The 14,859-nt window shown below is 61.6% G+C and carries 10 protein-coding genes; 6 read left to right on the forward strand and 4 right to left on the reverse strand.

Features of this window, described 5'->3' with window-relative positions:
* Positions 1 to 5: 5 nt before the first annotated feature.
* From glgX to NEZ08_RS17435, 4 genes are all read left to right on the forward strand, one after another.
* Positions 6 to 2,081, forward strand: coding sequence for a glycogen debranching protein GlgX (gene glgX / locus NEZ08_RS17420; protein ID WP_298109427.1), 2,076 nt, complete (start codon positions 6 to 8; stop codon positions 2,079 to 2,081).
* Positions 2,078 to 3,841: a malto-oligosyltrehalose trehalohydrolase gene (gene treZ / locus NEZ08_RS17425; protein ID WP_298109429.1), complete on the forward strand. Its 1,764-nt coding sequence runs from the start codon at positions 2,078 to 2,080 to the stop codon at positions 3,839 to 3,841. The genes glgX and treZ overlap by 4 nt, the downstream gene beginning before the upstream one ends.
* On the forward strand, positions 3,841 to 6,639 hold the full coding sequence (gene treY, locus NEZ08_RS17430; protein ID WP_298109431.1) for a malto-oligosyltrehalose synthase: 2,799 nt from the start codon (positions 3,841 to 3,843) through the stop codon (positions 6,637 to 6,639). Before treZ ends, treY begins: the two co-directional genes overlap by 1 nt.
* A gap of 116 nt (positions 6,640 to 6,755) precedes the next feature.
* Positions 6,756 to 6,920 (forward strand): DUF3309 family protein, encoded by a 165-nt coding sequence (locus tag NEZ08_RS17435; RefSeq protein WP_298109439.1) that lies wholly within the window; start codon positions 6,756 to 6,758, stop codon positions 6,918 to 6,920.
* Positions 6,921 to 6,968: 48 nt separating this feature from the next.
* Here the strand turns inward: NEZ08_RS17435 and ligD are convergent, their stop codons facing one another.
* Together ligD and NEZ08_RS17445 are read right to left on the reverse strand one after the other, a co-directional pair.
* A complete protein-coding gene (gene ligD / locus NEZ08_RS17440) occupies positions 6,969 to 9,569 on the reverse strand; it encodes a DNA ligase D (RefSeq protein WP_298109432.1) in 2,601 nt (866 codons plus the stop codon).
* 119 nt (positions 9,570 to 9,688) lie between these two features.
* Entirely contained in the window at positions 9,689 to 9,922 is a 234-nt protein-coding gene (locus tag NEZ08_RS17445) for a DUF6496 domain-containing protein (RefSeq protein WP_298109433.1), read from the reverse strand.
* 1,361 nt (positions 9,923 to 11,283) lie between these two features.
* On the opposite strand from NEZ08_RS17445, the gene NEZ08_RS17450 reads away from it, so the two are divergent.
* Entirely contained in the window at positions 11,284 to 12,270 is a 987-nt protein-coding gene (locus tag NEZ08_RS17450; RefSeq protein WP_298109434.1) for an HWE histidine kinase domain-containing protein, read from the forward strand.
* Between the two features lie 18 nt (positions 12,271 to 12,288).
* Positions 12,289 to 12,654, forward strand: a complete 366-nt coding sequence (locus NEZ08_RS17455) for a response regulator (RefSeq protein ID WP_298109435.1) — start codon at positions 12,289 to 12,291, stop codon at positions 12,652 to 12,654.
* Positions 12,655 to 12,845: 191 nt separating this feature from the next.
* Here NEZ08_RS17455 and NEZ08_RS17460 read toward each other — a convergent pair whose 3' ends face one another.
* Positions 12,846 to 13,244 (reverse strand): response regulator, encoded by a 399-nt coding sequence (locus NEZ08_RS17460; protein ID WP_367278428.1) that lies wholly within the window; start codon positions 13,242 to 13,244, stop codon positions 12,846 to 12,848.
* Positions 13,244 to 14,722 carry an HWE histidine kinase domain-containing protein gene (locus tag NEZ08_RS17465; RefSeq protein WP_298109437.1) on the reverse strand — a complete coding sequence of 493 codons (1,479 nt, stop codon included), beginning with the start codon at positions 14,720 to 14,722 and terminating at the stop codon, positions 13,244 to 13,246. Before NEZ08_RS17465 ends, NEZ08_RS17460 begins: the two co-directional genes overlap by 1 nt.
* Positions 14,723 to 14,859 lie beyond the last annotated feature (137 nt).

Here is a 14,859-nt window from a genome sequence, read left to right on the forward strand (position 1 = left end):
CAATTATGCGACTTTCTGCCGGATCGCCCTCGCGCCTTGGTGCAAGCTGGGACGGACGGGGCACCAATTTCGCGTTATTTTCCGCCAATGCCCAGAAAGTCGAACTCTGCCTCTTCGACGGCCAGGGCAGGCGCGAAATCGAACGCATCGAACTGCCCGAACGAACCGAAGACGTCTGGCATGGCTATCTCAACGACGTCTCGCCAGGCCAGCTCTACGGCTATCGGGTGCATGGTCCCTATGCGCCGGAGCACGGCCATCGCTTCAATCCCAACAAGCTGTTGCTGGACCCCTATGCACGGCGGCTCGCCGGGCGGCTGGTGTGGAGCGATGCGCATTTTGGCTATCGCACCGGCAGCGCGCGTGAGGATCTTTCGTTCGACCGGCGCGACAATGCGCGTGGCATGCCGAAGGCGGTCGTGGTCGACGAGACCTTCAACTGGGGGCGGCGTGAAATACGCCCGAGTGTTTCCTGGGAAGACACCATCATCTACGAGGCCCACGTCAAGGGCCTGACCCAAAGACGCGAAGACGTCTCTCCCCATCTGCGCGGCACCTATGGCGGCCTCGCCGCGCCCGCGCTGATCGAGCACCTCAAGAGGCTTGGCGTAACCACGATCGAACTACTTCCTATCCACGGCCTCGTCGACGACCGCATTCTGGTCGAAAGGAAGCTCGTGAACTATTGGGGCTACAACACGCTGGCCTTCTTTGCGCCGGAAGCGCGCTATGCGCAGGACAACGCGCTGGACTCCTTTCGTACTGCGGTGGCGAGGCTGCACGATGCCGGCATCGAAGTGATGCTCGATGTCGTCTACAATCACACTGCCGAAGGCAACCATATGGGCCCGACGCTGTCATTCCGCGGCATCGACAACGCTTCTTACTATTGGCTCAAGCCGGACAACCCGCGCTACTACGACGATTTCACCGGCTGCGGCAATTCGCTCAACCTCTCCCATCCGCGCGTGTTGCAGATGGTAATGGACTCGCTGCGCTACTGGGTCGAAGTCTGCCACGTCGACGGCTTCCGCTTCGACCTCGCCACCACGCTCGGGCGCGGGCCGAACGGCTTCGACCGTAACGCCTCGTTTCTCACCGCCGTCCGCCAGGATCCGGTGCTTGCCACCGTGAAGCTGGTAGCCGAGCCCTGGGATCTCGGTCTCGGCGGCTACCAGGTAGGCGGTTTCCCCTCGCAATGGTCGGAGTGGAACGACCGATATCGCAGCGCCATGCGGCGCTATTGGAGCGGCGAAGGCAGCCTGATCGGCGAAATCTCCAGCCGTATGACCGGCTCGTCCGACCTCTTCAACCATGACGGACGGGTGCAGCGCGCCAGCATCAACCACATCACGGTGCATGACGGTTTTACGCTCAACGACCTCTTCAGCTACAACGCCAAGCACAACGAAGCGAACGGCGAAGACAATCGCGACGGATCGAACGACAATCACAGCAACAATTGCGGTCACGAGGGCCCGACCGACGATCCGGCGATCAATGCCCTGCGCAACCAGTTGCGGCGAAACCAGTTTGCATGCCTTTTGCTGGCTCAAGGCGTACCGCTGATCCTCGCCGGCGACGAGGTCGGCAACACACAGGACGGCAACAACAACGCCTATTGCCAGGATAACGAAATCGGCTGGGTCGGCTGGGAAGGCGAGGGTCATGAGGCCAGCGACCTTATCGACTTCATCGGCTATCTCACCGCCATCCGCCAGCGCTTCTCGCAAATCCGCAGCCATCGCTGGGTCGAGGGACGCCGCGCCGACGGTAGCTTTGGCGTGCTTTGGCTGACGCCGGGCGCCGAGGAAATGAAAGAGCAGGACTGGAATTTTCCGGAAGGACGCTTTCTCTCCTATGTGCTGAGCCCGATCGAGATGGGACAACCGCCGGTCTTCTTCGTGCTCAACGCCGCGCCGGAGGAGATCAAGTTTACGCTGCCGAAATTACCGGAATACAGGAGCTGGCAGCAACTATTGAATACGGCCGACGTTAAGCAGACGGCTGCGGAGTTCCCTTCGGGAAGCGAGACCACCGCGCCGCCCCGCTCGGTTCTGGTCTTTTCAGGTTCAGCATGAATGAACGGCATTTCGGCGCAAAGCTGACTTCTGACGGCACCACTTTTCGCTTGTGGGCGCCGGCAGCAAAACGCGTCGATCTGTTGCTGGAGCAGCAATCTTACACCCTCCATGCCGCCAAGCACGGCTGGTTCGAAATCAAGCTTGCGGAAGCCAAGGCCGGTGCGCGCTACAGGTTTCGAATCGATAGCGAACTCGACGTACCCGATCCGGCCTCGGCCTTCCAGCCGGAAGACGTGTTTGGCCCGAGTGAGGTGATCGATCCCGCGAATTATGTCTGGCGCGCCAGAGATTTCCGCGGACGCCCCTGGCACGAGACAGTGCTTTTGGAAGCGCATGTCGGCGCATTCACGCCAGAGGGGACGTATCGCGCGATGATCGACAAACTCGATCATCTCGTCGAGACCGGCATTACAGCGCTGGAATTGCTGCCGCTGGCTGATTTTGCCGGGCGCCGCAACTGGGGTTACGACGGCGTACTGTGGTACGCACCTGATAGCGCCTATGGCAGGCCCGACGAATTGAAGCTTCTGATCGATGAAGCGCATCTGCGCGGGCTCATGGTATTTCTCGACGTGGTCTATAATCACTTTGGACCTGAGGGAAACTATCTCAGCCGTTACGCACCAGCCTTCTTTACCGAGGCCCATACCCCTTGGGGTAGCGCGATCGACTATCGCGTGCCCGAGGTGCGCGCCTTTGCCATCGAGAACGCACTCTACTGGCTCGGCGAATATCGCTTCGACGGGCTGCGGCTCGACGCCGTGCACGCCATCACCGAAAGAGGCGAAATTCCGCTGCTGCACGACCTCAGCCTCGCGGTTGGCGAGCTCGCTGCCGCAACTGGCCGTCACATCCATCTTGTACTTGAAAACGACGACAATTGCGTCAGCCTGCTCGATCCTGGGGACGACCCGCCGCACGGCAAGTATCGCGCGCAGTGGAACGATGATTATCACCACGCCTGGCACGTGGAATTGACCGGCGAGAAGCAAGGCTACTATCGGGATTATCAGCGCGCGCCGCTTTCCGATATCGCCCGCTGCCTCGGTTCGGGCTTCGCCTATCAGGGCGAACCTTCCGAACACCGCAGCGGCATGGCGCGCGGCGAGCCCAGCGGCGGGCTGCCGCCCACGGCATTCGTCAATTTCCTGCAAAATCATGATCAGATCGGCAATCGCGCCTTCGGCGACCGGCTCGAATGCGAGGCGAACCCCAAAGCCATCGAGGCAGCGCTTGCGATCACGCTCATCGCGCCGGCGATTCCGATGCTGTTCATGGGCGAGGAGTGGGGTTCGAAAGTGCCCTTCCCGTTCTTCTGCGATTTCAAGGGCGGTCTTGCCGAAGCCGTCCGCAACGGCCGCCGTGCCGAATATGCCTGGGCCTATGAGCGGTTCGGCAATGATGTCCCTGATCCCCTCAGTGAAGCCACGTTCCGGTCAGCGGTGCTGGATTGGGACATGCGGACCGGCCCGGGCCGCGAGCGGCTCGCTTTGGTCCGACAGCTACTGGACATACGCCGGCGGCATGTCGTGCCGCGCCTTGCGGGTGCACGCTTCGGCAACGCGCGTGCAGCCGGCAACGGACTGCTGCGGGCGAATTGGCATCTCGGCGGCGGTTTGGGGCTTTTGCTCGCCGCCAACCTGTCCGAACATGCGGTCACGACTGCGCCGGACGAAGCAGCGGGGTCGCCGATCTGGGGCGAGGCCGGTGGCGCTTTCAGGCCGTGGTCGGTGCTCTGGCGTCTGGAAACAAAGTGATGGTACCCGCGATTCCCCTCGCGACCTATCGTTTGCAGCTCACGGCAAACTTCGACTTTGATGCTGCGAGCGCCATCGTTCCCTATTTGAAGGCGCTCGGCATCAGCCATCTCTACGCCTCGCCCTTTACAAAGGCCCGCAAGGGATCGACTCACGGCTATGACGTTGTCAATCACACCATCATCAATCCCGAACTGGGCGGCGAGGACGGATTTGAGCGGCTGAGCGCGCTGCTCAAGGCTCACGATCTGGGCCTGATCCTCGACTTCGTCCCCAATCACGTCGGCGTGTTTTTCGATGACAATCCGTGGTGGCTCGACGTGCTGGAATGGGGCGAGGCATCGCCGCACGCGGCTTCGTTCGATATCGACTGGGACCAACTTCCGTATCGCGCACGCGGCGGCGTGCTGCTGCCGATTCTCGGCGCGTCGTATGGCAAAGCGTTGGAGAATGGCGAGATCGAACTGCGTTATGACGCCGGCGAAGGCAGCTTCTCCGCCTGGTACTTCGAGCACCGCCTGCCGATCGCGCCGGAACGCTACGGCGAAATCCTGCACATGATCGTCAAGGAGGCCGGTGCCGAGGCGAGCAGTGCAGGACAGCGCATTCTCGGCCTCGCCTCGCGCTATCGTGGCCTGCGGCACCCCAACCGTAAGGAGGCCCCCGCCTTCAAGGCAGAGCTGAAAGATATCGAGGGCAGCCAAGCCATCATCGAGAGGGGACTTGCCGCCTATCGCGCCGGACCGGAGCGACCCGTACAGACGCTTGCGCTTCACCACCTGCTGGAGCGCCAGCACTACAAGCTCGGGCACTGGCGCCTTGCTTCCAGCGACATCAATTACCGCCGTTTCTTCGACGTCAACTCGCTCGCCGGCTTGCGCGTGGAAGACGCCAAGACGTTCAATGTTGCCCATCGCCTGGTCCGGCGGTTGATTGCGGAAGGCAAGCTGCAAGGATTGAGGCTCGATCACATCGACGGGCTGCGCGATCCCGCCCAGTATTTCCAGCGCCTGAGCCGCCTGATCCGCCATGACGGCGGAAAAGCCGCGAAGTCGTTCTATGTCGTCGTCGAAAAGATTCTGGGGGAACACGAAGACTTGCGTCCGTTCGCCGGCGTCGCCGGCACGACCGGCTACGAGACGCTCAATGTCATGACCCGCGTGCTCGCCAGGCAAGAGGGATTGGACGCGCTGGGCGAGACCTGGCGACAGATCAGCAACATGCCGCCGGCGCTCACGCCCGTGCTCAAGGCTGCCAAGCGGCGCGTGCTGGAAACGCTGTTGACCAGCGAATTCACCGTGCTGGTGCGCCTGCTCGGGCGCATCGCCGCAGGCCATTATTCGACGCGGGATTTTTCGGCTGACAGCCTGCGCCAGGCCTTTGAACTTTACGTGCTGAACTTTCCGATTTACCGGACGTACCTGACGGCTGCCGGGGCTTCTTCCGATGACCGCGCCTTGATTGCGGAGACGATCGAAAAGGCGCGGGCCGAGTGGTACGCCGCCGACGAAGGCATCTTCGACTTTCTGCGCGATGCCCTGACGATGGATCTCGCCAAACCAGGCCCTGCGCTGCATAGCGCGCCGCGGGTCCGGCGGTTTGCACTCAAAGTGCAGCAATTCACAGGGCCGCTGATGGCGAAATCGCTGGAGGACACGGCCTTCTATCGCACCCACCGCCTGCTCGCGCTGAACGAGGTCGGCGGCGAGCCGTCCGCCGCGGCATTGTCGCCCGGCGAATTTCATCACCTGATGAAAGCCCGCGCGCGCGACTGGCCGCACGCGATGACCACGACCGCGACGCACGATACCAAACGGGGCGAAGATGCCCGCGCGCGGCTGGTCGCACTCAGCGAAATTCCCGGCGAATGGACCGCTGCGGTTGCCCGCTGGAAAGTGCTGAACGCACCGCACATCGTCAGCGACGGCACGTTGCGCGCGCCGTCGGCGACCTTCGAATACATGCTGTACCAGACCCTGCTCGGCATCTGGCCGCTTGCATTGCCCGATCAGTCCCTGATCGAGCGAGTGCAGGCCTATGCCGTCAAGGCGGCGCGCGAGGCCAAGCAGGAAACGAGCTGGCTCAACCCCAACGAACGTTATGAAAAGGCCGTCTGTCGCTTCGTCGAACAAATCCTGGACCCGTCGGCCTCCGCCGAATTTCTGGAGTCTCTGGATGATTTCGCGCGGCGCCTCGCGCTGCTGGGCGCGCTGAATTCGCTGAGCCAGATCACGCTGAAGGCGATGATGCCCGGCGTGCCGGATTTCTATCAGGGCACGGAGTTCTGGGACCTGTCGATGGTCGATCCCGACAACCGCCGGCCGGTCGATTTCGCCGAACGGGCCCGTGTTCTCGCCGAAGTGGACCGGCCTGATTGGCAGGCGCTCGCCGGTGAATGGCAGAGCGGTCATGTCAAGCTCGCCTGGATCCGGCAGCTTCTCAGGCTTCGCAACGAGCGGCCCGACGTTTTCACGGACGGCGACTACGAGCCGCTCGAAGTCAGCGGCCGCGACCGCGATCACGTCATTGCCTTTGCGCGCCGCCGCGGGCGCCAGGCCGTGATCGTGGCGGCGGCGCGTTGGTTCGCGCCCCTCACCGACCAGGGCCGGCAATGGCCACGCGGCGAGGCCTTTGAAGGCGAGCTGCACATTGATGGCTATTCGCTCGACGGAATGGCTCGCTCCGGGCCCCGCATCCCGCTGTCTGCCCTGTTCAGCAGTCTTCCGGCAGCCTCTATCAAGGCAACGGCGCCCGGCGCCGCAAAGCCGTCGACGAAAAGATTGAGACAGTACGCCTAACGGCGCACGTTCTCGCGGCGGAGCGCTTGCCGCACCGCAAAAGCCGGAACTTTCATGACTACCGTTTGTTGGCTGCCAGCAATGTACATACCCGCAAACAAACGGCTGGAGGAAATATGTCAATCGGAACAATCATTCTGATTATTTTGATTATCGCCCTGCTCGGCGGCTTCAGCGGCATAGGCGGCGGCCCATTTTACGGCACCGGCTATTATGGCGGCGGCGGTCTCGGACTCATCATCATTATCCTGCTGATACTCGTGCTGCTGGGACGAATCTGAGTTTTGCTTTGATCCTTCGAGACGCGCTCATCGCAGTATTTGGTTCATCTATAGCTTGCCCGCCAGCATCTTCATCGCGCCTTTGATCGAGGATGCCGCATCGTCGTAACCGTCCCACGCCTTGCTTCTGGCGAGCAAGGCCGGGACGCTGCGAACGGTGTAGCGCCTGGGATCGAGATCGCCGCGCACCTGCGTCCAGGTCAGCGGCATAGAGACGGTCGCGCCGGCGCGCGCGCGGGGCGAGAGAACCGCAACCGCGGTCGACATGCGATCGTTGCGCAAGTAATCGAGGAAGATTTTTCCCTTGCGCTTCTTCTTTGACATGTTCAGCAGATATTGTTCGGGATTGTCGTTCGCCATCCACTGGCAGACGCCTTGCGCGAACGCCTTGGCTTCCTTCCAGGTCACCCTGTCTCTCGCGCCATGGCTAAGCGGCGCCACGACGTGCAGCCCTTTGCCCCCCGTGGTCTTGCAGAAGCTCTCCAAGCCAAGAACCCGAAGACGCTTTCGCATCTCCTTTGCGGCTTCGACAACCTCCGCAAACTCGACATTCGGCGCAGGATCGAGATCGAAGACGAGGCGCCCGGGCACCTCGGGCGCATCCGGCGCGCAATTCCAGGGGTGCAGTTCGATTCCGCCGGACTGCGCCACGGCGGCGAGCCCCTCGATGCGGTCGATCTGCAAATAGGGCTTGCGGTCGCCGAACACCTGGGCGAGCGTCAGCAGCTTTGACGTGCTCGGCATTGCGTGACGCTGAAAGAATATCTCGCCATGGATGCCGTCCGGCGCTCGGATGACCGAGCAGGGCCGGCCCTTCAGATGGGGCATCATCCAGTCGCCGACCGTCTCGAGATACTGCGCCAGCTCGAGCTTGGTGACGGGCTTGCCGTCACCTCCATCCGGCCAGAACTCCTTGTCGGGATTTGAAATGACCACGCCCATGACCTCGTTGGAGTTGTTCGAGGCTCCGGGCGAGGGCCGGGCGACATCGACCATGGCGGGTTTTTCCGCGACCACTTCGCGCGCCGGCTTGTCCTGGCGCAGACCCTTGAACGCCGCCTGCCGGATGTTGCCGTCCTTGGTGAAGCCGGCGAACTCGATTTCGGCGACCAGCTCGGGTTTCAGCCAGTGGATGTCGCGGGTCTTGCGCGGCGCATCCTTGCCGCCGAACGGGCTCTTGTCGGCTTCCGCCTTCTTGAGCGCCGGCATGATACGCCGGACGGTATCCTGCCCGAATCCCGTTCCGACCATGCCGACGAAGGCGAGGTGATCGTCGCGATAGACGCCCGCCATCAGCGAGCGGAATTTGCCGTTCGTCGTTTTCCAGCCGCCGAGCACGACTTCCTGTCCGGCGCGGCACTTGGCCTTGGTCCAGCTGTCGGAACGCCCGGAGTGATAGGGCGCGCTCAGCCTTTTGGACACGATCCCTTCCAGCGAGAGCTTGTTTGCCGATTCGAGGACGTCCTTGCCGTTGGTCTCGAAGTGCTCGACAAAGCGGATCGATTGGGCAGCTTTCTTCGGCAGCGTCTCGAGCATCTGCCTCAGCCGCGCCTTCCGTTCCTCGAGTGGAAGCTTGCGAAGATCCTCGCCTTCGGCGAACAACAGATCGAAGGCGTAAAAGATCAGGCGGTCCGTCTTGCCGTCGGAAATCGCGGCCTGGAGCGCCGAGAAATCCGGCGCACCTTCATGGTCAAGCGCGACGATCTCGCCGTCGATCATCGCGTCGGGCAGCACGGCACCTGCCTTCGCAATCGCCTTGAACTTGCCGGTCCAGTCCAGGCCTTTGCGCGTTCTCAAAGCGGCCGTGCCGTCCTCAACGCGCATTTGGATGCGATAGCCGTCGAACTTGATCTCGTGGCCCCAGCCCGTCCCGCTCGGCGGGGCTTCAACCGGCGTGCACAGCTGGAACGCGACGAATTCAGGCATCGCATCCACTTTCGTCGCTTTCACGGACGCCGCCGGCTTCCTGCGTTCTGCCCGCGCTTCCGCTGCTTCGCCGCGGTTCGAATGCCAAACCGCATCGGCCTTGCCGTGGCCGTCCGCGACCATGAACGGCTTCGGCGCCCTGCCCTTGCCGGCGGCGATCTGGTCCATGCTGCGGCCCGAGGCAACCGAACGGTCCTCGTCGAGGAGGGCATTCTCCTCTCCGTCATGGGCATATTCGTCGCGATGCTTGATCAACAGCCAATTGGTTCGCTTGCCGCCGCTGCGATCGTGCCGCATCCGCACCAGCACCCAGCTTCCATGCAGCTTGTCACCGTGCAAGGTGAATTTCAGATCGCCCTTCCTGAATCCCTTCTCCGGATCGTCCGCTTCCCAATAGCCGCGATCCCAGAGCTGGACGGTGCCGCCGCCGTACTGGCCCTTGGGAATCGTGCCTTCGAAATCGCCGTAGTCGAGCGGATGGTCCTCCACTTCGACCGCGAGCCGCTTGTCATGCGGATCGAGCGAGGGGCCGCGCGTGACCGCCCAGGATTTGAAGACGCCATCGAATTCGAGCCTGAAGTCGTAATGCAGCCGTGTCGCATCATGCTTCTGAACCACGAAGCGCCGCCGGGTCGACGGCGCCACGGCGACGTCGCCGCTCGGCTCCGCCGTCTTGTCGAAATCCCGTTTCTTCCGGTACGTGGAAAGGCTTTTCAGGGGCAAGAGACAATCTCAAAAGGACAGGCTTGAATGCAACAGAGAGGGAAGCATTGTAGTGCCCCCTCCCGGCTCATGGAAAGCCGGCAAACGTCATCTAGGCCGCCGTCAACTTTGACAGCGACTTACTTGCGGGACTTGCGCTTGGTTTTCCGCCCTGTCTTCCGCCCTGACGCTTTCTTCGGCACCTTGCGTCCGGCGGCGCGCGCCTCCGAGAGGCCGATCGCAATGGCCTGCTTGCGGCTCTTGACCTTGCGTCCCGAACGACCGCTCTTCAATGTCCCCGCCTTGCGCTTCTTCATCGCGCGGTGGACCGTACTTTGTGTCTTCTTGGAATATTTGCGCGTCTTGCGTGCCATCACTCTCCTCCTGCTGGAACGAATCGCCGGCAACGAATCCAATTGCTGGCCGGTGCGAAGGTTCCAGCCTGCCTCATGCACAGAGGCTCGCATTCCCGCGGCGTGGTGCACCCGAGTTTTGCAAAACGACGTCCCTCTCAATGAGGAGGGCGCAGGGAAAGCCGGATGCTTTGCGCACCCGCAGCCTCGTATGCGAAAAGAAAGCATACGAGTTAGTCACCACAGGTACGCCGGAGCGATCCGGCCTTCCCTGCGCGATGATCTTAACGGTTTCCTTCGTGCTCTCTCTGGTGATCGGGCTTTCTTGTCACCATCCCGGCGTGATGCAAAGCATCATCGCCGGTTAGCGCCGGCGTCGAGGCGCCAAGACCACACGACTTCGCCGTCCGCGAACCGCACCGCTCGTCTGGCGACACAATTTGCGGTCATCGCATCCCGCGCTCCACGTTCGTGACGACGCGTCCGCCCCTCCTGATGAGCGCGAGACGGGCGGGCTCCTAAAATTGATTTCCCCCTCGACGCAAGCGGATTTTTAGGGGACACCTGTTGACCGCTCAGGTCTTCGAAGGCGGGAATCGGACTGGTCGCGGTCCATTTCGGCGTTCGGCCACAAAGAGACATTTTGAAGCGAGACAGCCATACTCAGCCGCCCGTCGGCGCTGGAGATGAAGAGCGGTTGAAGAAGCAGATGCGAGCCAAGCTGCCAAGCGGTCTTCGCTCTCGGCGTACCACAGGGTGCGCCGTGATTGGTGCCGTTCTCGGACTGCCAGGTTTTACTTCGCCGGTGTCGGCTTGCCGCAGCCCTAAGCCTCCAGAAAAGATCCTATTCAGCCGATAAAAACTCTCCCTCGGTGGAAGACCGGTGGGGCAAGAGGGCTGCAGACGCCCGCTAAAGAAACCAATATCCGACATCATGCCACAATGGCCCGCGGCATCACTCAGCTTCTTTGCTCTTGACCGGCGCTGGTTCGCCCTCAAGCGCAGTACTGGTGTCGGTCGAGAGCGCTTCGACCACCCGCCGTCGATCTGCTTGGGTTTCCACCCGGACATGGATAGTCGTCCCGGCAGGAATTGTTACGTAGCCAGCGGCTTTCGATACCGAAAAGATGGAGGAAGGCATCACCGACGCCGCCCTCTAATTCAACAAATCCAAACTTCTTGTCCAGCTTGAACCAAGATCTCGCCCCGATGCGATCATCTGAAATTTCGATCAGCGAAGGTTGGAACGGCAAGAGGAGGGCTCAGTTGAGCTGGCATTACTACCGTCTGCTACGGATAAAGCAGCTAAAATTTCGTTTGTCGACGACCTTGCCGCCATATTACCCTCGCGAGGCAACTCTTCTGGTGAGGTAGCCCGAAACATGAATTTGGAAGATTTGTACCGGCTGTTGCGTAGCGAGCATGTCCAGGCGCAGGGGATCGTCGATACCCTGGAGGAGCCTCTCCTCGTGCTGGACCAGGCGGGTAGTGTCCTCTCCGCCAACCGCGGGTTTTATCAGACCTTCCGGGTGAGGCGCGATGACACGATTGGGCGCAGTCTGTTCGCCCTGGGCGATGGTCAATGGGACATACCCGAACTTCGGCGCCTCCTGGGCGAGATCATTCCCCGGTCCGCCGCCGTCGTCGGATACGAGGTAGAAGCCGAATTCCCGACCATCGGCCGGCGTTCGATGCTCGTGAGCGCGCGGCGTCTGGTTCACCCCGACAATAACAGCACGAGCATTCTGATCCTGTTTGAGGACGTGACCGAGAGGCGCATCAGCGACGCCCAGAAAGACGTTCTCCTCGCCGAAACGCGCCATCGAATGAAGAACCTCCTCGGGATTGTGCGATCTCTTGCCAATCAGACGGATGTCGAGGGCCGGTCAGCCAAGGAATACCGGGACGCCTTTTTGGGACGGTTCCAGGCGGTGGCCGAAGCCGAGACCCTGGCGCTGGCAGGCAACGCTCCGGCCGATCTGGGCACCCTCGTCGAGCAAGCACTGAAATCAGCGAGCCCCGAGCAATACCGCGTCGTTCCCGGGCCGGCGATCCGTCTCAGGCAGCCGCAGATCGTGCCGATCAGCCTTATCCTGCATGAACTCGTCACCAATGCCTGGAAGTATGGGGCGTTCTCCAGGCCTGGCGGCATCGTGCATCTCACCTGGGGCATTGCGGAGGGCGACGGCAAGACCGTGCTTCACATCGATTGGCGAGAAGAAAACGGACCGCCCGTAACGCCGCCAACTCGCTCCGGCTTCGGCTCCAGACTGATTGAGCTCAGCGCCGTGCAGGGCTTACGCGGCAAATTGGAACGAAAGTATGAGCCGACGGGTTTGAGAGTTCATATCACCGCGCACATGGAGTAGCGAAATCGGGGAGACATCGTGCACGACGCTCCCCGAATACTAGTCGTCGAAGACGAGTACCTCATTGCGCTGGACCTCGACGCCGCGCTCAGGACTGGCGGCTATCGTGTGATCGGCCCTGCCTCAAACGTAAGTGCAGCCTTGGAGCTATTGAAGGCAGAGCGGCCCGACGCCGCCATCCTCGACGTCAACCTTGCCGGACAATGGGTCACTCCGGTTGCGGAAGTGCTTCAGGCGATGTCCGTGCCCTTCATTCTCGCCAGCGGTTACGTTGCCGCCGACCTCCAAGCCGAGGCAGCCTTGCGGGATGCAGTCAATATCGGGAAAACCTGGAGGCCCGAACTCCTCCTCGAGGCCCTGCGCGGCTTGCTGAAAGCTGCCTGATCTTGTCCCTTCTGGCGAGGGTTTCGCGGTCACTGTTCGATCGCGCGTGGATTCCTCAGCGACTTCAGTATCGGGTCAAAAAGCTTCGGCGGCAGTAACATTTACCTGCTTCCGCGCCGCCTTGGTGTGCTGACACGCCGACGGCCGGCCCCGACACGATGAGGCGTCAGCTGCCGAAAGCGGAAAATTCCTCAGCACGCTTCATGGTCGGCGGACGGCCTGCCTGCGGGCAAAATGCGCTCGATCAGGAGTTCGAGATCGTGCTGGTAGTAGGGCTTCTGAAGCGTTGGGACGGCAAGGTATCGAGCTGCCAGGCCGCGTCCACCGTAGCCCGTTGCAAAGACAAAAGGGATACAACGTGCCGCGAGCACATCGGCAACGGCGTCGCTGCGGTCACCGTCTCCGAGATTTACGTCCAGAATCGCAAAGTCGAATACTCCCTCACGAGCTTGCCTCACCGCCTCGCACAGGCGCATGGCCACCTCGACCTTTGCTCCGAGATCGAGCAGCATGTCTTCCACGAGCATGGCAACGAGGCTCTCGTCTTCAACAACGAGAGCTCGCCGTCCACGCAGAGGAGCGTTTGCCACTATCGGGGCTCCGGCTTTAAAGCTTCTTCCCGGGCGCCGGCGGCCCGACCAGAGAGCGGGATCGCCATAAAGTAGCGGACGCCGGAAGGCTCGAACGCCAACCGCGTCCACCCCCCGAATTCGCGCGGCAACTGCCGCTCGATGAGCCTCGACCCAAACCCACGTCGAACCGGCGGGACGACCTGAGGCCCTTCGAATTCTCGCCATTCGAGTCGTAGCATTTGCACAGGCCCTTCATCCTGCACGCTCCAGGCAATCTCGACACGTCCATGCGGAACCGAAAGCGCGCCGTACTTTACCGCGTTTGTACAGAGCTCGTGGAGCGCCATGGAAATGGTAACCGCCATCTTGGCGGTGAGGCGAACAGGACGACCGGCGACCTGGAAGGGATTACGGGTCGCCTCGCAATAGGGCAGAATCGCCTCATCCACGATCGCGTGCAGCGCCGCGCCGTCCCAGTTTTCGCGAGTCAGGACGTTATGGGCTCTTGAGAGCGCAACCAGGCGGGCATCAAATGCCGCAAGAGCGCGCATAGACTGCTCTGCCGAATTCACCGACTTGAACGTCTGGACAGCAAGTGACTGCACCGTAGCAAGAGTGTTCTTCACCCTGTGGTTCAGTTCGTCGATGAGCATCCGTTGTCGTGCTTCCGCTCGCACGCGATCTGTCACGTCGGCTCCCTCGACGAAGATACCCGTGACATTGCCGCTGTCGTCCATGATCGGCTGGTAAACGACGTCGACAAATCGCTCGCCGAGTTCGCTATCGTCAGCCTGGCGCAGCCTGACGGACATGGAATGGCCGACGAACGGCTCGCCCGTCTGGAAGACCCTATCGAGCAAGGTCAATCCCTGACTTTCCATCTCCGGGAAAGCATCTCGCACGCTCCTGCCGATCAGATCGCGGTCATGACCCACCAGTCGGAGATATGCATCATTCACCAGTTCGAAGACGTGATTGGGACCCTGCAAGACGTGCATGAACCCTGGTGCTTGTCTGAACAGAGCCCGTAGCCGCTCGCCCTCTTGGGCAATGCGGCGTTCAGCAAGGACCCGCTCTGTGGTCTCCACGACGATGGCAAGTACGCCCGCAGGACGGCCCGACTCATCGAGGACGGGTGAATAGTCGAGGTTCATCCAGACCTGTTCCGGGACGCCCTTGCGAAAGAGGGTAAGTTCCTGGTCCTTGTAGGAAAGGGTGCCGCCCGAAAGTCCCACCCTCATGACATTGTCGTTGAAATCTGCGACCTCCGGCCAGCCCTCGCGCACTCGCGACCCCAACAGCTGCGGATGGCGTCCTCCTGCGAAAATGGAATAGGCGTCATTGTAGATCATCACGCCTTGCTCGCCCCAGAGCAGGACAATTGGAACAGGCGATCGCAGCAAGATGCCGACCGTCGTTCTGAGACTCTGAGGCCACCCTTCGATCGACCCCAGCGGCGTTGCAGACCAATCATGGGCACGCATCAGCGCGCCCATTTCGCCTCCTCCATCAAGGAAGCCGCGAGGAGAACCTTCTGTTCCGCCCATCGATTGCTCGGAATACTCCAGGAGTTCGCATCGGGAGACAGTACGGAACACTCATCATCAAAAGAAAGTTCCCGCCCCTCAGGTTT

The organism is Bradyrhizobium sp. (assembly GCF_027451485.1).
Taxonomy (GTDB): Bacteria; Pseudomonadota; Alphaproteobacteria; order Rhizobiales; family Xanthobacteraceae; genus Bradyrhizobium.